This is a genomic window from Pseudomonas sp. 1L-B-1-E-C1 (assembly GCF_057291835.1).
The window spans coordinates 805788-825686 of sequence record NZ_JBXAWN010000001.1; the positions used below are offsets into that span (position 1 = coordinate 805788).

23 protein-coding genes are annotated in these 19899 nt (G+C 55.3%); 16 read left to right on the forward strand and 7 right to left on the reverse strand.

Translation table 11 applies throughout. The features are described from left to right. The first annotated feature begins 984 nt into the window (after nt 1–984). Complete coding sequence (locus tag AC0Z4S_RS03415) at nt 985–1452, forward strand: metallophosphoesterase family protein (protein WP_485622032.1); 468 nt, start codon at nt 985–987, stop codon at nt 1450–1452. Nucleotides 1453–1574: 122 nt separating this feature from the next. Here AC0Z4S_RS03415 and AC0Z4S_RS03420 read toward each other — a convergent pair whose 3' ends face one another. Beyond that, the gene (locus AC0Z4S_RS03420) at nt 1575–2219 is read right to left on the reverse strand and encodes a dTMP kinase (protein WP_485622033.1); all 645 of its coding nucleotides are present in this window, start codon (nt 2217–2219) and stop codon (nt 1575–1577) included. 101 nt (nt 2220–2320) lie between these two features. Between AC0Z4S_RS03420 and AC0Z4S_RS03425 the strand changes: the two genes are divergently transcribed. The 9 genes from AC0Z4S_RS03425 to AC0Z4S_RS03465 all read left to right on the forward strand — a co-directional run bounded on the left by AC0Z4S_RS03425 (nt 2321) and on the right by AC0Z4S_RS03465 (nt 9133). Continuing rightward, on the forward strand, nt 2321–3382 hold the full coding sequence (locus AC0Z4S_RS03425; protein WP_485622034.1) for an SDR family oxidoreductase: 1062 nt from the start codon (nt 2321–2323) through the stop codon (nt 3380–3382). Between the two features lie 452 nt (nt 3383–3834). Beyond that, entirely contained in the window at nt 3835–4350 is a 516-nt protein-coding gene (locus tag AC0Z4S_RS03430) for an HvfX family Cu-binding RiPP maturation protein (RefSeq protein ID WP_485622035.1), read from the forward strand. A gap of 61 nt (nt 4351–4411) precedes the next feature. Further along, nucleotides 4412–4831: an organic hydroperoxide resistance protein gene (locus AC0Z4S_RS03435; RefSeq protein WP_485622036.1), complete on the forward strand. Its 420-nt coding sequence runs from the start codon at nt 4412–4414 to the stop codon at nt 4829–4831. A 113-nt stretch (nt 4832–4944) separates the two neighbouring features. Beyond that, nucleotides 4945–5826, forward strand: a complete 882-nt coding sequence (locus AC0Z4S_RS03440) for an HvfB family MNIO-type RiPP peptide maturase (RefSeq protein ID WP_485622037.1) — start codon at nt 4945–4947, stop codon at nt 5824–5826. After that, the gene (locus tag AC0Z4S_RS03445; protein ID WP_485622038.1) at nt 5819–6604 is read left to right on the forward strand and encodes an HvfC family RiPP maturation protein; all 786 of its coding nucleotides are present in this window, start codon (nt 5819–5821) and stop codon (nt 6602–6604) included. The genes AC0Z4S_RS03440 and AC0Z4S_RS03445 overlap by 8 nt, the downstream gene beginning before the upstream one ends. Nucleotides 6605–6894: 290 nt before the next feature. Continuing rightward, nucleotides 6895–7362 carry an HvfA family oxazolone/thioamide-modified RiPP metallophore gene (locus AC0Z4S_RS03450; protein ID WP_485622039.1) on the forward strand — a complete coding sequence of 156 codons (468 nt, stop codon included), beginning with the start codon at nt 6895–6897 and terminating at the stop codon, nt 7360–7362. 197 nt (nt 7363–7559) lie between these two features. Continuing rightward, on the forward strand, nt 7560–7775 hold the full coding sequence (locus AC0Z4S_RS03455) for a tautomerase family protein (protein WP_042609975.1): 216 nt from the start codon (nt 7560–7562) through the stop codon (nt 7773–7775). Beyond that, on the forward strand, nt 7772–8428 hold the full coding sequence (locus AC0Z4S_RS03460) for a DsbA family oxidoreductase (protein ID WP_485622040.1): 657 nt from the start codon (nt 7772–7774) through the stop codon (nt 8426–8428). Before AC0Z4S_RS03455 ends, AC0Z4S_RS03460 begins: the two co-directional genes overlap by 4 nt. Nucleotides 8429–8503: 75 nt before the next feature. Next, the gene (locus tag AC0Z4S_RS03465) at nt 8504–9133 is read left to right on the forward strand and encodes a cysteine hydrolase family protein (protein ID WP_064362360.1); all 630 of its coding nucleotides are present in this window, start codon (nt 8504–8506) and stop codon (nt 9131–9133) included. A 13-nt stretch (nt 9134–9146) separates the two neighbouring features. Here the strand turns inward: AC0Z4S_RS03465 and AC0Z4S_RS03470 are convergent, their stop codons facing one another. The 3 genes from AC0Z4S_RS03470 to AC0Z4S_RS03480 form a co-directional block, all read right to left on the reverse strand. Then, nucleotides 9147–9512 carry a histone-like nucleoid-structuring protein, MvaT/MvaU family gene (locus AC0Z4S_RS03470; RefSeq protein ID WP_485622041.1) on the reverse strand — a complete coding sequence of 122 codons (366 nt, stop codon included), beginning with the start codon at nt 9510–9512 and terminating at the stop codon, nt 9147–9149. 67 nt (nt 9513–9579) lie between these two features. Continuing rightward, complete coding sequence (locus AC0Z4S_RS03475; protein WP_485622042.1) at nt 9580–9975, reverse strand: DUF1330 domain-containing protein; 396 nt, start codon at nt 9973–9975, stop codon at nt 9580–9582. A 221-nt stretch (nt 9976–10196) separates the two neighbouring features. Further along, complete coding sequence (locus AC0Z4S_RS03480; protein ID WP_485622043.1) at nt 10197–10907, reverse strand: SOS response-associated peptidase; 711 nt, start codon at nt 10905–10907, stop codon at nt 10197–10199. 98 nt (nt 10908–11005) lie between these two features. Here AC0Z4S_RS03480 and AC0Z4S_RS03485 point away from each other — a divergent pair, with 98 nt between their 5' ends. The 3 genes from AC0Z4S_RS03485 (at nt 11006) to AC0Z4S_RS03495 (ending at nt 13808) form a co-directional block, all read left to right on the forward strand. Next, nucleotides 11006–11437: a LexA family protein gene (locus AC0Z4S_RS03485; RefSeq protein ID WP_042609982.1), complete on the forward strand. Its 432-nt coding sequence runs from the start codon at nt 11006–11008 to the stop codon at nt 11435–11437. Next, nucleotides 11424–12704, forward strand: a complete 1281-nt coding sequence (gene umuC / locus AC0Z4S_RS03490) for a translesion error-prone DNA polymerase V subunit UmuC (protein WP_485622044.1) — start codon at nt 11424–11426, stop codon at nt 12702–12704. The genes AC0Z4S_RS03485 and umuC overlap by 14 nt, the downstream gene beginning before the upstream one ends. A 177-nt stretch (nt 12705–12881) precedes the next feature. Further along, entirely contained in the window at nt 12882–13808 is a 927-nt protein-coding gene (locus AC0Z4S_RS03495) for a DMT family transporter (protein WP_485622045.1), read from the forward strand. Nucleotides 13809–13980: 172 nt separating this feature from the next. On the opposite strand, the gene AC0Z4S_RS03500 is transcribed toward AC0Z4S_RS03495, so the two are convergent. After that, entirely contained in the window at nt 13981–14718 is a 738-nt protein-coding gene (locus AC0Z4S_RS03500; RefSeq protein WP_485622046.1) for an HNH endonuclease family protein, read from the reverse strand. Nucleotides 14719–14723: 5 nt separating this feature from the next. Then, nucleotides 14724–15893: an AAA family ATPase gene (locus tag AC0Z4S_RS03505; protein WP_485622047.1), complete on the reverse strand. Its 1170-nt coding sequence runs from the start codon at nt 15891–15893 to the stop codon at nt 14724–14726. A 422-nt stretch (nt 15894–16315) separates the two neighbouring features. Here AC0Z4S_RS03505 and folE point away from each other — a divergent pair, with 422 nt between their 5' ends. From folE to AC0Z4S_RS03520, 3 genes are all read left to right on the forward strand, one after another. Then, nucleotides 16316–16873: a GTP cyclohydrolase I FolE gene (gene folE / locus AC0Z4S_RS03510; protein WP_485622048.1), complete on the forward strand. Its 558-nt coding sequence runs from the start codon at nt 16316–16318 to the stop codon at nt 16871–16873. A gap of 45 nt (nt 16874–16918) precedes the next feature. Further along, the gene (locus AC0Z4S_RS03515; protein ID WP_485622049.1) at nt 16919–17461 is read left to right on the forward strand and encodes a DUF3833 domain-containing protein; all 543 of its coding nucleotides are present in this window, start codon (nt 16919–16921) and stop codon (nt 17459–17461) included. Between the two features lie 121 nt (nt 17462–17582). Further along, on the forward strand, nt 17583–18386 hold the full coding sequence (locus tag AC0Z4S_RS03520; protein WP_253501939.1) for a DUF1206 domain-containing protein: 804 nt from the start codon (nt 17583–17585) through the stop codon (nt 18384–18386). A gap of 42 nt (nt 18387–18428) precedes the next feature. On the opposite strand, the gene AC0Z4S_RS03525 is transcribed toward AC0Z4S_RS03520, so the two are convergent. After that, complete coding sequence (locus AC0Z4S_RS03525; RefSeq protein WP_253501942.1) at nt 18429–19730, reverse strand: Nramp family divalent metal transporter; 1302 nt, start codon at nt 19728–19730, stop codon at nt 18429–18431. Between the last annotated feature and the right edge of the window lie 169 nt (nt 19731–19899).

Consider the following 19899-nt stretch of genomic DNA (forward strand, 5'->3'; position numbering starts at 1 on the left):
GAACATGCCCCGCCAGTCAGGCCCCGGCATCAGATGCCGGCACGGTCATTCAAATTCAGGAGGATGGCACGGCACGCGCGTGCAGACTCGCGTTGAACGCGGGCACACGCAGAGATTCGGGGGGAGACAGGCTGGAGAAGAACGCCGCCGCGCGGTTGGCGCAGGCAACTGGAAAGTGGCTCGAATCATTGGCGACAGACGTCGCCCCATTCACTACATCGACGATTGCAAACCGCGTGACCAATTGAAACCTCGCCTTCCATTTTGAGGGTCAACGACGAGGAACAACCTGCGCGGGGATGACAGCGCCAGGGTGGTCCCGATCGGCTGCGACTGCCGGGTCTGTGGACACACGGCAATCTTCTGGCGCCGGGTTTGTGACCCGAAGCGCCGGCAGATAATAACCACGTTTTTTGCTGGTGAGGCAAACAAAATGTAGGAATTCTGCGAAATAAATATCAGCCGTTTCCCACATGATTGTGACGATGGCAAAGAGACAGGGATGTCAAAAATGTTCGTACATCGTACTGCCGTTTCGTGCAGGCCACGGGCATCGAAAACCGCTGCAGAGTCTTGAGTGGCCAGCGAAAAAGTCACCACGCGACATACTTCGGTAGCCGGGCGCTAACAAGCGCTAACAACCCATAACTGACAGTCACTCGGTTGTGAAGGCAGGCTTGAATCTCACCGTTGAACGCCAGGCCACCTGCAAATCTTTTCGGTCGCCGTGCTCAGTCGAACGATGGTTTTGCTTGAGATTCGCCCATGGCTGAAGGTTTCGTCACAATTGCCTGCGCAAGGCCCACTGACCGCTCTAGCTCTTGAAGGGCACGTGCCTCCGCTCGTTCTCAAATGGCTGAAAGCCTGCTCAGCGAATCCATAGCCATAATGACGAACTAAAACGCTTGAATCACTGCTTGGCGAATGGCAGCTTTGGGTCGCAAACAGCCACTCCCACCCGAAACATCCACGGAGAATTGGCCCTTGAAAATCGCCCTGATATCCGACACTCACAATCTCCTCCGCTCCGAAGCCATCGGCGCGCTCCAAGGCTGTGACCTGATCATCCACGCCGGCGACATCGGCAACCCGGACATCCTCGCCCAATTGTCCGAAATTGCGCCCGTCCACGCTGTGCGCGGCAACAATGATCTCAGCAGCCCATGGGCCAAAGACCTCCCCGACCTTCTGACCTGCACTCTCAACGGCTGGCACACCCTCCTTATCCACGACATCGCTGACGTCCCCGCCGATCTGGATCCAGACATCAAGCTCATCATCACCGGCCATTCCCACAAGCCGCGCATCGAATGGCGCGGCGATCGTCTATACGTGAACCCTGGTAGCGCCGGCCCTCGGCGTTTCAAATTGCCGGTCACGCTGGCGATTCTCGAGATACAACCCGATAGCATCGAGCCGCGCCTGATTTCCCTGCTGGATCCCCCCGCCTGAAATCGCTACGGTTACCGCGATCCAGAACCAGGAAGCGCCACCTCCTACCAGGCACGATCCTCAACGCCGCTGAGCGTGCTATCAAGTGACAGGACAGCGGGTTTAGATCCGATCCGCGCCGCTCAGCATGGCGGACTGACACTTCCGACATGGACGCGTCTAATCAGTCGATTAATCTCCCCTACCACCCGCCCCGTCGCTTCCTCGATCGTTCCCTCATTACGGCATAAAAACCAACCCTGCTCAGCAACCGCTTGCTCAAAAGCTTGAGTACAAGCGACATGCTCCTCAAGCCCCCGAAGTACAGTACTGCTCAAGCCGCGCCGTCGCGCCCCTGCCCTCGCCCACGAAATCTTCGCCGCTGTCACCACCCCGACATGCAGGTCGGGCACTTGGACGTTACGTTCAATATTGAGCTGCAGGATTTCTGTAAACGGGACTATCCGGCGAAACGCGGCATCGGAAGGGTACCAGCGATCGATAAGGATGATGCTGTCGGTGGGTTGTTTGGTCAGCACGTGCCGGGAAATCCAGCTCCGGCTATCAGCCAGGCGTCGGCAGACTTCCAGCTCCAGATCCCGGTCAGGATGTCGGACGAGTTGATTTACCAAGCGCATTGTTTCGCCCCTGAACGGGTCGCTTTTTTTCTCGCACAGTCGGATGACTTTCTGGTTGTCTGCCCTGAGGACTTCAGTGATCGCTTCCAACAGCGAGGTTTTTCCGACGCCTTTGGGGCCATCCAGAGCAACAAACAGCGGACGAGTCATTGTTCACAGACTTCAACGGGGGGTAGCGAACACTCTAACGGATTTCAGGTTGAACCTCTGCTGCTCAGGTGGACTCCCAAACCTGAAACCAGGAGAAACCTATGACCCAGACAGCTTTAGTCGTGGGCGCCAGCGGTATTGTCGGCAGCGCCATCACTCAGTTACTCATCGACAACAAGTGGCAGGTCGCCGCGTTGTCGAGGCACCCTTCGCAAGCGCAAGGCGTGATCCCTATCGCCGCGGACCTTCAGGACCCGGCGTCGCTGGAACAGGCGCTGAGGGATTTGAAACCCACTCACGTGTTCATTACCACCTGGTCACGGCAAGCCACGGAAGCGGAGAACATTCGCGTCAATGCCGCCATGGTACGCAACGTCCTCGCCGCCGTTCGCCCAGCCAGAAGCGTCAAACACGTAGCACTTGTTACCGGCCTTAAACACTACCTCGGCCCGTTCGAAGCCTATGGTAAAGGCAGCCTTCCGCAGACACCGTTCCGCGAAGAGCAGGGTCGTCTGGATGTCGAGAATTTCTATTACGCCCAGGAAGACGAGCTCTTCGCTGCCGCCGAACAGGACGGCTTCACCTGGAGCGTCCATCGCCCGCACACCGTCACCGGGGTGGCCGTGGGCAATGCGATGAACATGGCAACCACCCTCGCCGTCTATGCCTCGGTGTGCAAACACACCAATCGCCCCTTTGTGTTTCCCGGATCAAGGGTGCAGTGGGACAGTCTCACCGATATGACCGATGCACGGCAGTTGGCGAAACAACAACTGTGGGCGGCCACCACGCCAGCTGCGGCTAACCAGGCGTTCAATATCACCAATGGCGACGTGTTTCGCTGGAAATGGATGTGGGGGCGAATCGCCGAATACTTCGACTTGCCTGCTGCTGATTATCCTGCTTCACCCTCTCCTCTGGAGGAGCAGATGGCTGACGACCAAGCCGTATGGACGCAAATAGTTGCCGAACACGGTTTGAAGGAACCCGATATCAGTCGCCTCATTTCTCCATGGCATACCGACGCAGATCTCGGTCGCCCCATCGAAGTGGTCACGGACATGTCGAAAAGCCGCATGATGGGTTTCACTGCCTACCAGGCGAGCGATCAGGCGTTTTTTGACGTGTTCGACAAGCTGCGCGAGATGCGCTTGATACCTTAGGCGGTTCCAGACAGATAAGGTGGGCACCTAGCGTGCCCCCTCATCCAACAGTAATTTCCACGCCCTCGCCCCTCCCTCATCTGCGACGTGCATTAATTTCTGCAGTATTTCATAGCCTTCGCGGCGCATGGGAGTGACTGCGCCCTGCCGGAAATCCTCCCGCGTGTCACCGGCAGAACGCAGCCCGATCGTTTATCCAAACTCCAAAACCCAGTGCCACAGGCCAGATGCCTGAATAGCGCCTTCGACAGGTATTGCTCTGTATCCAAGTGTGTACGGACGCAAACACGTTACACAACATTGATCTTCCCGCCCCTCAAGACACAAGCGAGATACACCAGCACGATGAACTGCGCTCACGGCCAGCGCAGTTGCTCATGTGCCTGAAACCCCTCATCGGGAGCACCTGAACTGCTTCCACTTTCTTGACGACAAGTCGGAGGATTAAACCAATGCAAACAAACGCGTCATCGGTCTTGAATCGGCTGCACCTTAACCTCGATCGTGCTGGAGACTGGATCGCTCCTCTAAGCCTGCGCGTTTTCCTGGCGTGGGAGTTTTTTGAGGCCGGGTGGGAAAAGTGGAACGGTGAGAACTGGTTCCCAAGCATTCAAGGTGCCTTTCCTTTTCCCTTTAATCAGCTGCCGGCTACGTTCAATTGGCAGTTATCAATGTGGGCAGAACTGCTCTGTTCCATTGCCTTGCTTGTAGGCCTGGGAACACGCCTCTCGGCACTCATCCTCATAGTGGTCACCGTCGTGGCAACTGCCGCGGTTCACTGGCCAGCGGAGTGGTCGACGTTGAGCGAACTGGCCAGGGGCTACTCCATCAGCAATCAAGGCTACGGCAATTACAAGCTGCCCTTGATCTATCTCGTAGCACTTGTGCCGCTGCTGTTCACAGGCGCCGGCAAGCTGAGCCTGGATGCATTCATCCATCGGTCTATCCAGCGTTTGAATGCACGCTGAGTGTTATCGCGTCACTAAGGTTATCGCCTTCAAACCCCGCTAGTTAATCAGGAGTTTCACCATGACCCATATTGATAAAGTGCTGTACACCGGCAAAGTCCATACCTCTTCGGGTGGACGAAATGGCACCGCCCTGAGTGACGACGGCCGACTGGATATAAAACTGTCGTCGCCTGGTACCTCGGGCGCCGGCACCAACCCAGAGCAGCTGTTCGCCGCCGGTTGGTCGGCTTGTTTTATCGGTGCAATGGGGCTCGCGGCGAGCAAGATGAAAGTCACTCTCCCGGTTGATCTTGCCGTCGACGCCGAAGTGGATTTAGGCACCACCGATGGTGCGTATTTCCTCCAGGCTCGCCTCAACGTCTACCTTCCCGGGCTGGATCGAAAAGTTGCTCAAGACTTAGTCGATACCGCACACCAGACATGCCCGTACTCCAAAGCGACGCGGAACAACATCAATGTGGTGATTAACCTCGTTTGAGCAGAACCGCGGCGGGTTTCAATCGCCCGATCCACGCCCGCCCGGCTACCAAAGGTGACTGTGGAGGTGCTGTGGATCGGGGATTCCAAGCGTCGAATCGGAGTATTGAGCTCATGCAACAGAACATTTCCTCACCAGAACATTCAGCCCCACAGCCACTTGAAGCGACCGTTGGCCTCGGATTGCGCCGCGCACTTCTCAACACGCTTCGTAACGCTCCAGTCGGGGATTTCGATTTTCTGGAGGTTGCTCCAGAGAACTGGATCGGCATCGGCGGCGCGCATGGAGAGGCCCTGCAGTTGCTGGCCGAACGGTATCCGCTGTCATGCCATGGCCTGTCACTGTCGCTAGGTGGCAGTGCGCCGCTGGACGAGTCTTTTCTCGAGCAAGTACGCGGTTTTCTCGATCGCTACGACGTGCCGTTTTATAGCGAACACCTGAGTTACTGCAGTGACGATGGTCATCTATACGACCTGCTGCCGTTGCCATTTACTGAGGAGGCAGTTCATCACGTGGCGGCGCGCATCCGTCGAGCACAGGACATCCTCGGCCGCCGTCTTGCCGTAGAGAACGTCTCTTACTACGCCGCTGCTTATCAGGATATGGACGAACTTACGTTTACCAATGCAGTACTTCGCGAGGCCGATTGCGACCTGTTGCTCGACGTTAATAATGTGTACGTCAACTCAGTGAACCATCGGTTTGATCCAGCGGTTTTCCTGGCCGGCCTGGAACCAGAGCGCGTAGTCGCCATGCATGTGGCTGGACACTATGACGAAGCCGATGACCTGATAATCGACACCCATGGTGCCTCGGTCAAACCGGTCGTCTGGTCATTACTGGGGCAAGCTTATGGCCTCTTTGGTGTGAAGCCAACGCTGCTGGAGCGCGATTTCAACTTTCCGTCTTACGACGAACTTGTGGCTGAGCTGAATACCATCAGGCGGTTGCAGCGCGACGCGGATGCTTTGGTGCGGGTGACCGTCGATGGCTGACTCCACTTCAAGTTTGCACAGTCAGCAGCTCGCGCTGACCCGTTACCTGCGTGACCCGGACAGTTACGCGCCGCCTGCGCAGATGAATCCCGCAAGAGCGCAGGTCTATCTCAACCTGGTGTTCAATAATCTGCTGAGTTTGCTGGGTGGAACGTTTCCAGTCCTGGTTGCCGTGCTGGGCGATGCTGGCTGGCGTGCGCTGGTCCGACGTTTTTTGCGTGACTACCGCGCGCAAACGCCACGTTTCGGAGAAATTGCACGCGAGTTTGTAGACTTCGTAGCGAGCCTGGAGGACTCGCCTGGTTTTGAGCATCCCTGGTACCCGTTTCTACCTGAATTGGTCCATTACGAGTGGGTGGAGATGGCGCTGCAACAGTTGGACGCTGTGCCGCTGGAGGCCAGTGATGCGGCACAGTTACTCGACCGACCCCTTCGGCTATCCCCGCTCGTCTGGCCGCTGGCTTACACCTGGGCCGTACATCGTCTCGGGCCAGGCCACCTGCCTTCTGAACCGCCAGAGCAGCCTACGTTGTTGCTGATCAGCCGTGGGCCGAGTGGCCAAGTGCAGTTCTCCGAGGTCAGCCCTTTGGCGTTCCGTTTGTTGCAGCGGATCGAGCAGTTCCCTGACATGGAGGGTCGAGCGCAATTGCATGCGTTGGCTGCAGAGGCTGGCGCACCAGATGTGACCAGCTTCGTTGCTGACGCACTGGTTCTGCTGCGCCAGCTTCATGAGCAAGCTGCCGTCGGCGTAGCAGCGACACCGGTTTCAAGGCTGTAGTCCTGACGAGTGATCAAAGGTCGAGGTCAGCTTTTGTATCTCTATGTACCCGCACGCGAAGTCTTGGGATTGGCTTACAAATGCTCCTCTCGGCTGATACATCGTGGATACATGACTCCGGCTAAATAAGCCGTACCCGAATAAGGTCGCCCTGTCGAAGTGGAAGACGCTTGCGCGCATAAGCCCTGCAATTCCAAGCTTTTCCCACTTCGCCTAGAGCTTCCTTGCGGGTTTATTCGCCCTGTGGCGTGAACCGCGGCCTGGCCGCGCAATGCATCTGGAGAATCATCATGTACCGTAAATCTTTCTCGAACAAAAGCAGCCTTGGCTTGGCCGCTATTGCTTTAGCCGGCGGCATGAGCCTGGCATCGTCTGCGGCGTTTGCTGTTGAGCCGTTGTCCCAAGGCTATCAACTGGCATCGGCGGATAAGGCAGGCGAAGGCAAGTGCGGTGAAGGCAAATGCGGTGCCAGCCAAGCCAGCGACAAGTCCGCTACTGCCGAAGGTAAGTGTGGTGAAGGCAAGTGCGGTGACGACTCTTTCGCTCGCACAGATACCGACCATGATGGTCGCGTCTCTCTTAAGGAACTCTTGGCTGTGGCACCTCAGGGCGGTGAAGAATTTAAAGCGATGGACACCAACCACGATGGTTTTCTTTCTGAAGGCGAGGTCTACAAGTTCAGAAGCAACCAATACCTTTCCAACGGCAAGAAAGTACCCACCGAGCTTTTCACCCGCATGAGCAAAGCGCAGAACTGATTCCAGCTCCCGTAACATTCGCCCTCCCCTGCGGTGGCCGCCCGGGAGGGCGATTTACTTTCTGCAAGATGTATTAATTACACAGCGTCACAAGTGATGTTCTCCGTCCCTGATTTATCCACCGAAAGCGACACTCTAAAGTCCATCCTACTGCTCACCTCATCATGTCGATGGGGCGCCAACAGGAGACTTTCCCCATGCCTTTCATCAGCGTTCGTATCACCCGCGATGGCGTCACCAAGGAACAGAAATCCCAAGTTATCGCCGAGATAACCAGAACCATGCAAACAGTGCTCAACAAGGATCCGCACCTCACGCATATCGTCATTGAAGAAGTCGACACCGATAACTGGGGCTATGCCGGAATTACCACCACTGAATACCGCCAACAGCTGACGGAGTCGAAAAAATGACTTTTCCCGTCAGGATCGACTTTGTGTCGGATGTGGTGTGCCCCTGGTGCGCACTCGGCGCCACAGCGCTGGAACAAGCCATCGCGAATGTTGCCGGCGAAGTGGCTGTGGAGTTGACCTTCAAGCCTTTCGAACTGAACCCGGACATGCCGGCCGAGGGCGAGCACGCCATCCAGCACATGATGCGCAAATACGGTCGCACCGCCGAAGAAGTCGCCTCCCGCAATGAAATGATCATCGCGCGTGGCAAAGCCATCGGTTTTCAGTTCGACCTGGAAAAGCGCAGCCATTTCTACAACACCTTCGATGCTCATCGCCTTCTGCTCTGGGCCGTGCAGGAAGGCCGCCAGGTTGCGCTGAAGAAAATCCTGCTCGAGGCTTATTTCACCAACGGCCAGAACCCCAGCGATCACGAAACATTGGTGCGCCTGGCCGGTGAAGCAGGACTTTCAACCACCCGCGCTCGCGAGATTTTGACTAGCGAGGCGTTCGCTAGCGAGGTCCGTGAACTTGAGGGGTTTTACCTTGAACGCGGCATTAATTCGGTCCCGGCCATGGTGTTGAACGGTCGTCAGTTGGTGTCCGGATCGCTATCGGTCAAGGAATACGAACACATCCTCAGGCAAGTGGCACGAGAGTCGGCTATAGCCTGACAAAGCAACTAACCAACACGATGCCCCGGGCAAATCCACGGCACCGCTCACTCAACTTGTGTGGAGCACATCGTCATGTCGAACGTCCTCTATCCGCTGAACCGAACCGCTTATCTGCTGGTCGATCCGTACAACGACTTCCTCTCGGAGAACGGCAAGGTCTTCCCCTTGATCAAGCCGATTGCCGACCAGGTCGGGCTGCTCGACAACCTGCGGGCCCTCGATCGCGCCGTACGAGCGCAGAACATTCCGGTGGTCATTGTGCCGCACCACCGCTGGGAACACGGCGACTACGAAGGCTGGGACCATCCAACGCCGACCCAGTGCAAAATCATGCACATGCACCACTTCGCACGCGGTGAATGGGGCGGTGAATGGCATCCCGATTTCGCGCCGAAGGACGGCGACATCGTCGTGCAGGAACATTGGGGCGCCAGCGGCTTTGCCAATACCGACCTCGATTTTCGCCTGAAGCAGAAAGGCATCACCCACGTCATCATCGTCGGCCTGCTCGCCAATACCTGCATCGAAGCGACCGCCCGCTACGCCTCGGAATTGGGCTACCACGTCACCTTGGTGCGTGACGCGACCGCCGCTTTCCGTGCGGAAATGATGCACGCCGCCCACGACTTGAACGGGCCGACTTTCGCTCATTCAATCGTGACCACCCACGAATTGATTGCTGCGCTGGCACCGCAGGAGTAATGGCCCATGAACCTTACTTGCTCAGCCAAGACTCGACGGTCGCGGCGCCGTGCTTTGCCTTCCACTCCTTGAGCGTTTTGTGATTGCCGCCCTTCGTCTCTACGACTTCGCCGGAGTGGGGGTTTTTATAGACTTTCAACTGGCGGGGCTTGCGGCTAACGGCTTTGGACTCGACAGCTGGAGCGCGGCGACCTGCCTGTGGATCGAGCACATTCATCACGTCCTTCAAGCTGTAGCCGTACTTTGCAAGCAAATCACGCAGCTTGGTTTCGAATTCGATTTCTCTCTTGAGACCTGCGTCACCCTTGAGGGCTTCCAGAGCCTGAAGCTGTTCGGCGAGGTGTTTTTCAAGCTGGCGGAATTCTGCGAGTTTGGACATGAATTTTCTCTTCTGTTATTGATCGAGGCTTCCAACTAAACAATATCCTAAATTTACAAAGTCGGAACTACCGCGCTGGTACTCCCTCGATCAAGTAGACGTCCGTCTTGGCTGAACGCTGGCGGATTTTGCGCAATTCGGTGTATTCCACAGAGTTGTACCAAGCCTGGGCTTTTTCGACGCTCGCGAACTCGATGACTACACGGCGACGCTTTGGCGCTTCACCTTCAAGCGAAATGGTTTTCCCGCCTCGCACAATGAAATGTCCGCCATAGGGTTTGAAAGTTGATTCGACCTGCGCACTGTAAGGCTTCATCCCCTCGGGATCGGTAACTTCAAACTCGGCGACATAGTAGGCCGGTGGTGCGGCAGACTGAGCGTCCGATGCCATCACCCGACAACTGCCCGCCGCAAAATACGCCAGCCCCGCCAGCGCAATCGCCATCACCTTCAATTTTTTCACTCACTTTGCTCCATTGAAAAATCAGCTTGACCAGCACGCAGCCGGTTATTGGCCAGAACAGATGATTCTACGGCCCCCTTGGAAGTTTTTTTGCTGAATCTCGCTCATCAAACCATTCCATCAAGGTCATGAGTTGAGCCTCTGCTCGGCTGCTTCCCTCCTCATCGCCCCGTGTTGCTGCAGCTGAGCCAGCCACGTTGATTGTTCCCACCGCTGGTGCATCAATCGTCGACATCCGAGGCCAAGGATAGCGGCTGAATGAGCTGCGGGCCCTGGTTACGCACGTTGCCCACATCCTTGCCAACCTTGTACCAATGGAAATCCGTTGCCGGCCTGCAGTGCTCCATGGCTAATTCGCGAGCGCGTTCAGGTGAGGTATTGGGGTCGATCCATTCACGCGCATGCTCAGGCGCCAAGACCAAGGGCTTGCGATCGTGGATATCGACCATGCCTTCATCACTCGCCGCGGTGATGATGACGAAGCCGTCCCGTTCGTCCGGTTCCAGGGCTTCGTGCACCTCGGCCAATCCCGCGAAGAACATCGGAATCTGCTCTTTCAGGGTGATGAAATACGGCTGCTTTTTCTTCGGATCCTCTTCGTCCTTGACCCATTCGAACCAGCCGTTCGCCGGCGCGAGTACGCGTCCGTCTGGCCAGAGCTGATTGAAAAACCTGCCGGTGATGACGGTCTCGACTCTTGCGTTGATCGGGTCAGGACGCTTTCCCTTCGCCCAGAATGGGGCCCATCCCCATCTGACCTTGTCAATGCTCAGGCCCTCCCGAACGGGCCGGATGATTTCCACTCGCGTCGACGGTGCGACGTTGTATCGCTCAACGGGCCAGAGGTCATAGCCATTGATCACCAACTGCTTTGGCGCGAGCTCCTTGAGATAGTGATCCATCGATTCGTAGATCGAGTAGCGTCCGCACATGCTGTCACCCGTCGAATTGTGGTGCCTATGAGATTGACCGCAAGCGAACCAAATCGTTAACTGTATGTACGTACAGTTAACCTCCTAAGGCTTGCATCATGAGCATCATCCTTCTCGGCCCCCTCGCTACTGGCGGTAAGAAGCTGCCCCTTTATTCCTCCAGGGTACCGGCGGGCTTTCCCTCCCCTGCGGCTGACCACATCGAAAAGCACATTTCCCTGGATGAGCTGTTCGATATCCGGGCGCCGCACGTGTATCTGGTGAGGATCGATGGGGACAGCATGCAAGGCGCGGGTATCTATTCCGGGGATATGGTGATCGTCGATCGGAGCATCGAGGCGGTCAGTGGCGATATCGTCATCGCCGCGTTGAACTCGGAGCCGTTCTGCAAGCGCCTGCTTTTGCGCGAGAACGCCGTGATGCTTTTGTCGGAGAATCCAAAATACCCGGCGAGGCATGTCATGGAAGGCGATGAGCTGGTGATCTGGGGTGTCGTGAAATACAGCGTCCGTGATCATGACCATGCGTGAACCGGTTTTTGCACTCATCGACTGCAACTCGTTTTACGCGAGCTGCGAGCGCGTCTTCAGGCCCGACCTGGCAAAGACACCTATTGTGGTGCTGTCCAACAACGATGGCTGTGTGATCGCGCGTAGCTATGACGCCAAGCCTTTCGTGAAAATGGGCCAGCCGTACTTCCAGATCAAAGACCATCTACGCCGCCATGGTGTTGTAGCGTTCAGCAGCAATTACGCGCTGTACGGCGACATGAGCGAGCGCGTCATGACCATCATCGAATCGATGGTGCCGGCACTTGAGGTCTACAGCATCGATGAGGCATTTGCCGATTTGACTGGCATGCCCGGAGATCTATCCGCGCTTGGCAGGCACATGCGCTCCACGCTTCTCAAGCGCGCCGGCATTCCAGTCGGAGTGGGCATCGCACGGACAAAGACTCTGGCCAAACTCGCCAACCACACAGCCAAACGGCTGCTGGACATCACCGGTGGCGTGGTGGATCTGTGCGATCCGTTCAAACGGGACTGGACGCTGCGCAACACCGACGTCGGCGAGGTCTGGGGCGTCGGCCGGCGCATGAAGGCGCACCTGGAAACAATGGGCATCAAGACGGCGATGGACCTGGCGAAAGCCGACCCGTGGATGCTTCGGCAGAAATTCAGCGTGGTGATCGAGAAAACCGCTCGCGAGCTCGCCGGCACCTCATGCCTGGAACTGGGTGAAGCTGACCCGCCCAAGCAGGAGATCTGCTGCAGCAGGATGTTCGGCAACCGGCTCACGCAGATCGAGCCGATCAAAGAGGCCGTCGCCACCTACACCCAGCGCGCAGCGGAAAAGCTCCGAGCGCAAAACTCGCTGTGCAAGAAAATCCGCGTGAGCATTCGCACCGGCATGTTCAACCCTGACGAAGCGAAATATGCCAATGGCGCTTTGGTGGAGCTACCGTACCCGACCAACGACGTGCGGCTGATGACGAAGGCTGCGACCGAAGCGGTCAATCGTCTCTTCCGTCCCGGCTACAAATACAGCAAGGCGGAAGTGCTGCTGATGGATCTGCGGCAGCCTGGCGAATTCACCGATGACCTGTTCGCGCAATCCCAGCCGGCGATGGCAGACAAGGTGATGGGTGTGCTGGATGAGATTAATGGTCGCTGGGGAAAGGGAGTGCTGCGCTTAGCCAGCGTGCCTACAGCACCTGGATGGGCGATGCGTCGGGAGCTTATGAGCCAGAGTTATACGACGAAGCTGGATCAGTTGTGGACGGTGAGCGCCAGGTAGCGGCGACGGGATGGGCCACTGCCGCCTGAAAACGAGCAGCCTTGAACGGCTGTTTATGGCCAGAAGCGGACAACGGTCAGGAATGAAAATCGCCGTCTGGCGTGTCGGCTGTTTGCCCTGAGAATTCGCCACCGTCTGTTAAATTCTCAGTTCACTGAAGGAACAGGAGTGCGATTCATGGGCAAGTACAGTGCAAGCGGCGACAGTGTTGCCAAGGGCATAGTGCTAATAAGCGCTGCTGTCTTTCTCCTTTCCCTGGCCGATGCAGCAGTCAAATATTTCAGCGCCAGACTTCCGCTCTGGCAGTTGTTCCTCATCGTCTCCTGCCTGTCGGTGCCCACCCTTGTAGCCTGGCTCGCCAGGGACGTCAGATCGGGTCGATACTCAACCGCCTCGATGTTTTGGGTGGCAATCAGGAGCATTCTGCTGTTGTTAATGTGGGTAACGTACTACTCGGCGTTACCGTTGATCCCGTTATCAGTGGCTGCCGTGGCGATCTACACAACTCCCCTTTTCATAGCGCTTTTCTCCACCCTTTACGGAGGTGAGCCGTTATCACTGCGAGGTTGGGTTGCGATAGGAATAGGTTTCGCGGGTGTCGCCACAGTGTTACGCCCGGGATCAGATGTTTTCGTCCTTGCAACTCTGCTACCTGTGATTGCGGCTGTTTTCTACGCGGTCGCGATGGTTGTGACACGTCGACATTGTCGCAATGAACATCCACTGGTATTGGCGCTGGGCTTGAATATCGCTTTTCTTTTCGCCGCCGTAATCGGAGGCATCGCATCGCTGATGGTCAGTGAGTCCACTGTCGCTGGTGCTGCATTTCTACTCTCTCCCTGGCAGACGCCCGGTTGGCAGGAGATGCTTTTTATCTTCTGTTACGCCTGCGCCCTGATTTTCATAAATACGGCTACCGCCAAGGCCTACCAGGTTGCGCCTCCAGCAGTTATCGGGACTTTCGATTATGCGTACCTGGTTTTCGCCTGCCTTTGGGGTTATGTACTGTTCCAGGAAACGCCGGACACCTTTACATGGGCTGGAATTGTTTTGATTGTCATTGCCGGCTTCCTGATTCTGCGCGCCCAAAAATGTAATCAATAGGCGCTTCTTGGCCCAGAGATATCGCCCGTGAGCGGCAGCTGTCGGCCAAGAGCGGACGCTCATAACAGGTCCGGTTCAGGCCCAAATTAGCTTATCTGCTAGATCGCTGACAGAATAATTATTTGTTATCGCTTCTCTTTGAGAACTATCACACTGAAAATCTCAATAACAATCATTGAAATGCAATATTCTGCGCAGCTAATAGTTTTTCTTCAAGATAGTCCTTCCATAAGTCTAAAGCGCGAAGTTGCGCTATAACATCCAGAAACTCCTCGTCGTTTAATGCGACTGTTGCAGTAGTGGCTGCGTAAGCTGCCCTAGGCTGGCACTCATCAAGTATAGTTTCGACTATGTTTAGTAACTTATTTTTTCTTATCGCTGTCGATGAGCTTTTGTAAGCTTCGAGTCTATCAGCAGCAACCCGCACCGAACGAAAAACCTGCTCGCCAACTTCAAACCGCCTGAGCACGAGACGATCAGAGCTATTGAGATCGAGGGCCTCAACGGTGGAAATTCCAACCTTGTCTTTCCCTCTAAACTGGTAGAGTCTGAAAGAAAGGTGATGCCGAGGATCGACGTCATACGGATTAACTAGTGGATCAGTGATTACATCGTGAACGCCTTTGGCAATATTGCATCTCTTACACGAAGGAAGTAAGTTACACCACTCAACAACAGAATCTTTGTAAAGATTTTTGTACTTAAAGTGCTCTACCTCCATGTACTTGCTTTCGTCTGATAGAGAGCATTCGCAAAATGCACATTTTTCGTTGCTGGAGGCCAGTAATGGAGTTTTTATTTGCGCATGATTCCAGACGCTACTACCATCATTTTTGAATTTTTGTGTTAGTTCAATGACGACAGCTTCAGATAAATAAGCAGGCTTTGGTTGTCGCTCTAGTTTTATCAATTATATTACCCCTTGATAGCACCAAGTTGGAAGGACAAGAGCTTCCTTAAGCTGTTTTCGGGATGCAATAATTTTTCCAGATTGATAAATGCCAGTTTTCCGGCCTCGTAATCTTCTTCATCTACGGCTTGCTGAAAGCTTTGGATTGCGCTTTGATATACAGCGGTTCGGGTATCACCCAATCCCATCACATCAGTCAAAACTTCCTCAATCGTCCAACCCTGATAGCCATATTCATTCGCTGGAAGCAACTTCCTCTCTAGCTTGCCATTGGCATAATGTAAGGCAATCACCTGATTTGGCATTGCAGCCTGTATTAAATGTGGACTGTGCGTTGTGGTTATAAATTGCACACTCGGGAACGCTTGTGACAAGATTGTAGAAATTTTCGCCTGCCATTCTGGATGCAAATGAAGTTCCAACTCATCTATCAAAACCACACCATCAAACTCATCTAGTTTGACTCCCGGCTCACCAAAGCGAAACTCAATTTCCTTCACAATACCGAACAATATGGATAGACAGGACTTAAAGCCAGAGGAAAGATATTCATAATAAATTTCGCCCGCAGGAGTATTCACCATTATCTCATTGGTTCCGGCATCCACTCTACTGAACTCAAAGTCACTATTCAATAAGGAGAAAAATTTCTTTGCCTGATAAAAGTTATGCATCCGAGCACCCGAAAGAGCGCCGGCATGTGCGGAGTAGAGATATCGATTAACAAACCAGCTTTTCACTTCGCTCAGGTTTACGCCGTGTTTATTGCTTGATGAAGTGCTATATATATCTCTATCCACATCCCGAGAGACAGCATCTAATGCGATATAGTTGATTGTGCGCGCAATCTTCAATGAAATGAGATGCTTTGGGTAATTCTCAGGCATTGCAGTGTGTGCGGTTTTTCTTGGGCTGAACTCAAGAATTTGATAAGTTTTCTCTTCGAGATTACCGTTACCCTGATCCATGAGCGCCTTAACCAGGCCGCAGTCAGAACTTACCCTTCGCTTTAGAAGATTACTTTCAAGACCAGAAAAAGCGTGAGCGATGCTTTCAAGAATTGTCGTTTTCCCGATTCCATTGGGCCCGCTTATGATGTTCATTTGTTTATCGAAGGTTAAAACAAGGTCGTCGATACCACCAATTCCGGTGATTTGGATCTGCTTGATCTTCATCCAAAAATCCTTTTGCGTTCGAGCGTATACACGCTAATAAAACTCGGGATAGTTCCATCATGCCACTACTTAGCGGTGTGTGCACCTCCATTGAGAGCATCGAGTCGACGCTGGCTTGGGGCAGCTTTTGGCCGGAAGGTGCCATTCTCAAACGTCCGCTTCTGGCCGATAGCTGCCATTCACCCCCGTGAGCTATCGATCCAAAACAGCCATCTGCCAGCCCGTATCAAGCCCACTGACTGAACCTTGCCTTAAGTTTGTCCTGCCTGAAAATTTCAAGCCCCCACAAAAAAACCACCGATTCGTTGTCAGTTGATCTTTTTCAGCCTATCTTCAATAAAACCTATACAGATGCCTTATATACGTACAACCTTTTCCACCTGACATTAGCCCACACGCACCACTCGCCCCGAGTAACCCGAATGAGCCCAGAGTTAGCCAGCCATTACCGTGAGATCCTCGTTGGTGTCGGCGAGAACCCTGAGCGTGAAGGTCTGCTGGACACGCCCGAGCGGGCCGCCAAGGCCATGCAATACCTGTGCAACGGCTACGCGTTGAGCCTGGAAGACGTGACCAACGGTGCTCTGTTCGAATCGCAAAGTGATGAGATGGTGATCGTCAACGACATCGAGCTTTATTCGCTGTGCGAGCATCACATGCTTCCATTTATCGGCAAGGCGCATGTGGCGTACATCCCCACTGGCCGGGTGTTGGGGCTATCAAAGGTGGCGCGGGTGGTCGATATGTTCGCGCGGCGTCTGCAGATTCAGGAAAACCTCACTCAGCAGATTGCTCAGGCCATCCAGCAGATCACCGATGCCGCCGGTGTCGCGGTGGTCATTGAGGCCCGGCACATGTGCATGATGATGCGCGGTGTCGCGAAGCAGAATTCGGTCATGACGTCCTCTGTCATGCTCGGCGGCTTCCGTGATAGTTCGACGACGCGGCAGGAATTTCTCCAGCTCATCGGACGGCGTTAGGCCTATACGCCGCTCGTTAACTGTACAAGCTCAAGGAGTAGGAAGATGACCCGATTTCTGCTGCTGCTAGGACTGTCGCTCAGCATTGCAGGCTGTGGCAGTGTCGATGTTGCTCGGTACGCAGACCAGCAGCCTGCATTGAGTCTGGAGCGTTTCTTTAGCCAGCCCGTCAAAGCCTGGGGGATGTTTCAGAAGCGCAACGGCGAAGTGACCAAGCGTTTCGAGGTCGACCTCGTCAGTCGTCGCGAAGGCAACAACCTGATTCTCGACGAGCGCTTTGTGTATAGCGACGGTACCCATCAACGCCGAATCTGGACGCTGACTCCCGAGGAGAACGGCGGCTGGAGCGGTCGCGCGGGCGACGTGGTCGGTGTCGCAAAGGGTCAGATCGCTGGAAATACTTTCCACTGGCGGTATCGCCTGAACCTGCCCGTCGACGATTCGACCTACGAAGTAAGCATGGACGACTGGATGTACCTGATCGACGAAGACACGTTGATCAACCGCACAAGTATGTCCAAGTGGGGTGTTGAGGTCGGTCAGGTGACAGTGTTCTTCCGTCGCCAGAGTGCTGGAGCGAATCCTTGATCCGTTGAATGGCAGGCCGATAAGGGCGGACGTCACTCAAGGGTGACCTGACCCACAACCTTAATCGAACCCCTGCCCCGTCCACGGGTCTGCTTCACATCGATTCCCTGGAAGCAAACTCATGTCCACTCAACACACCCTTGTCCTGCTCGCCCGAGGCGGATACGCCGCGCGCGGTGTTCTGTACCTGATCATCGGCATTTTCGCCCTGCTCGCCGCGCACGACTCAACCAAACCCAAAGACAGCCACAAAAGCCTCGAAGCATTGCTCAGCCAGCCGTTTGGCTATGTGCTGATCGGTGTAGTGGTCGCCGGTCTGTTGGCCTTCGCCGCTTGGCGTGCGCTGCAAGCGATTCGTGACGTCGACCACCATGGCAACGAGTTCAAGGGCCTGGTCATTCGTGCAGGCTTGCTGGCCGGCGGTCTGGTCAACGCGGCGCTGGCCTTCTTTGCCTTGGGCCTGCTGGTGAGTGGCCTCAGGAGTTCGGGCGGTTCCGGCGATGGCAAGACCAAGGATCTGCTCGCACAGCTGCTGTCGTTCGAACACTCGAACCTGTTGATCTACCTGATCGCGCTGATTCCGCTCGGTGTCGGTATCGCCCACATCATCAAAGGCTGGAAAGCCACGTTCGAGAAGTACTTCGAAGCGGATGACGAGGTGATGCGCTACGTACGCCCGGTGTCGCGTTTTGGCTTGATTGCCCGAGGTGTGGTGTTTATCGAGATTGCGCTGTTGATGGCGGTCAGCGGTTCGGTTTACCAGGCAACGAATCCGCCCGGCATGAAGGAAGCGCTGGATGCTTTGCAGAATCTGCCGGCAGGCGGTGTGCTGTTGATGCTGATGGCGTTGGGGCTGATCGCATTCTCGGTGTACAGCTTCTCCGAAGCGGCCTGGCGCAGAATCGAAATGGATGTGCCGTTGTAAGCGGCGATTCGAGGGGGCGCGTGCCCCCTCGACTGCTATTCATCAAGTGAACAGATCAACGCCCAGTTGAAAGGCCACCCACAGCGCCAGCCCAGTGGCAAACAGCAGCGCGATGTTTTCGAACAGGTTGTTGCGGTACTGCTTGTCCAGCAGCGATTTCTGATTGGACATGATCAGCAAGCCCAGGGAAATCACCGGCAAACCAATGATGTTCAATGCGCTGACACCGATGGTCAGGGTGACGAAATCCGGCATGCCCGGCATCGACCAGATCAGCGGCGTGACCAGGATGAACAGCATGAACCACTTGTGCATCGGGTCGTGATGGAACTCTTTGCCGTACTTCTCGCGACGCTCAGGACGAACGTGCTGGAAGGCATCGGTGATCAGCATCGGAAATGCTGTGGTCTTGCCTGAAATGCTGGCAAACAGCGTCGCGAACACACCGATGAAGAATACATACCAGCCGATCGGGCCGAAGAAGATTTCCAGTGCCTTGCCCAGATCCCCCAGGGTTTTCACCTCGATACCGTTGGGCCGCAGGATTTCCGCACCGACGATCCAGATCGCCAGGTTGATGATGATCCCGACGAACACCGCAAACAGCAGATCGTTACGCTGAATGCGCTTGTGCTGCGGCCCGGTCCAGCCTTTCTGGCGCATGACATAGGGGTGCACGAAGTTGGCGATCGAGCCGGCGACCGCGCCGATCACCGAGACCGCCACCAGCAACGCGCCATGCACGCCCTCGTCAGGCGGAATGCTGAAGCCGATGGTGCCTTTGATGATGCCGGTGACATCCGGGCCGGACATTACCGCCAGGGCGATGAACGCCAGGGTCATGATCGCCAGCAGCAGCTTCATCACGCCTTCGATCATCGTGTAGATGTTGCGCCCGACGAGCATCCAGACCGCCAGCACCACCGCCACCGAGCACAGCAATGGCTGATCGATCTTGAACAGCATCGCCAGCGACTCCCCTGCCCCCTTGATCATGTAGGCGTTCATCAAGTGCCCCATCAACAGGGCGTAAACCAGCATGAACCAGGCAAACACCGGGTTGAGCTGGGCGTAGCCCTGCAGGATGGTCATGCCTTGGTTATTGCACAGCTGGAAACGGGCAATGATGTTGACGATCAGGTATCTCAGCAACAACGAGACGGCCAGCACCCACATCATGGCGTAGCCGTAGTTCGCACCGGCCACCGAGGACGTGATCAGGTCGCCCGCGCCAAGCCAGGACAGTACGGCGATGATGCCGGGGCCGAGCAGTTTCAGCGTTCGCAGGAACAGGTTTTGCGGTTTCGCAGCGGCCTGATGATCGAGTGAAGGTATGCTCGTCATAGGAGTCTCCATTATTGTTTTTGTGAGAATTTGGGCGGTCGGCACATTAGGTAGGATGTCGTACAACAACGCCAACGCGAGAGTATGTAGAAATGTTTCAATGCTTGCTTGTTGTCGCTCTATCCCCGTCTGTTCTTGGGCCAACCAAGTAGGTCGGCCCAGTTGTTTA

Bases quoted from the DNA above. Each gene is read 5' to 3' on its own strand.
- AC0Z4S_RS03450 (WP_485622039.1), top strand. From the start codon at position 6,895: ATGTACCGTAAATCTTTCTCGAACAAAAGCAGCCTTGGCTTGGCCGCT.
- AC0Z4S_RS03445 (WP_485622038.1), top strand. From the start codon at position 5,819: ATGGCTGACTCCACTTCAAGTTTGCACAGTCAGCAGCTCGCGCTGACC.
- AC0Z4S_RS03440 (WP_485622037.1), top strand. From the start codon at position 4,945: ATGCAACAGAACATTTCCTCACCAGAACATTCAGCCCCACAGCCACTT.
- AC0Z4S_RS03430 (WP_485622035.1), top strand. From the start codon at position 3,835: ATGCAAACAAACGCGTCATCGGTCTTGAATCGGCTGCACCTTAACCTC.
- AC0Z4S_RS03465 (WP_064362360.1), top strand. From the start codon at position 8,504: ATGTCGAACGTCCTCTATCCGCTGAACCGAACCGCTTATCTGCTGGTC.
- AC0Z4S_RS03480 (WP_485622043.1), bottom strand. From the start codon at position 10,907: ATGTGCGGACGCTACTCGATCTACGAATCGATGGATCACTATCTCAAG.
- AC0Z4S_RS03420 (WP_485622033.1), bottom strand. From the start codon at position 2,219: ATGACTCGTCCGCTGTTTGTTGCTCTGGATGGCCCCAAAGGCGTCGGA.
- AC0Z4S_RS03425 (WP_485622034.1), top strand. From the start codon at position 2,321: ATGACCCAGACAGCTTTAGTCGTGGGCGCCAGCGGTATTGTCGGCAGC.
- AC0Z4S_RS03470 (WP_485622041.1), bottom strand. From the start codon at position 9,512: ATGTCCAAACTCGCAGAATTCCGCCAGCTTGAAAAACACCTCGCCGAA.
- AC0Z4S_RS03515 (WP_485622049.1), top strand. From the start codon at position 16,919: ATGACCCGATTTCTGCTGCTGCTAGGACTGTCGCTCAGCATTGCAGGC.
- AC0Z4S_RS03505 (WP_485622047.1), bottom strand. From the start codon at position 15,893: ATGAAGATCAAGCAGATCCAAATCACCGGAATTGGTGGTATCGACGAC.
- AC0Z4S_RS03485 (WP_042609982.1), top strand. From the start codon at position 11,006: ATGAGCATCATCCTTCTCGGCCCCCTCGCTACTGGCGGTAAGAAGCTG.
- AC0Z4S_RS03455 (WP_042609975.1), top strand. From the start codon at position 7,560: ATGCCTTTCATCAGCGTTCGTATCACCCGCGATGGCGTCACCAAGGAA.
- folE (WP_485622048.1), top strand. From the start codon at position 16,316: ATGAGCCCAGAGTTAGCCAGCCATTACCGTGAGATCCTCGTTGGTGTC.
- AC0Z4S_RS03435 (WP_485622036.1), top strand. From the start codon at position 4,412: ATGACCCATATTGATAAAGTGCTGTACACCGGCAAAGTCCATACCTCT.
- AC0Z4S_RS03460 (WP_485622040.1), top strand. From the start codon at position 7,772: ATGACTTTTCCCGTCAGGATCGACTTTGTGTCGGATGTGGTGTGCCCC.
- AC0Z4S_RS03525 (WP_253501942.1), bottom strand. From the start codon at position 19,730: ATGACGAGCATACCTTCACTCGATCATCAGGCCGCTGCGAAACCGCAA.
- AC0Z4S_RS03520 (WP_253501939.1), top strand. From the start codon at position 17,583: ATGTCCACTCAACACACCCTTGTCCTGCTCGCCCGAGGCGGATACGCC.
- AC0Z4S_RS03495 (WP_485622045.1), top strand. From the start codon at position 12,882: ATGGGCAAGTACAGTGCAAGCGGCGACAGTGTTGCCAAGGGCATAGTG.
- umuC (WP_485622044.1), top strand. From the start codon at position 11,424: ATGACCATGCGTGAACCGGTTTTTGCACTCATCGACTGCAACTCGTTT.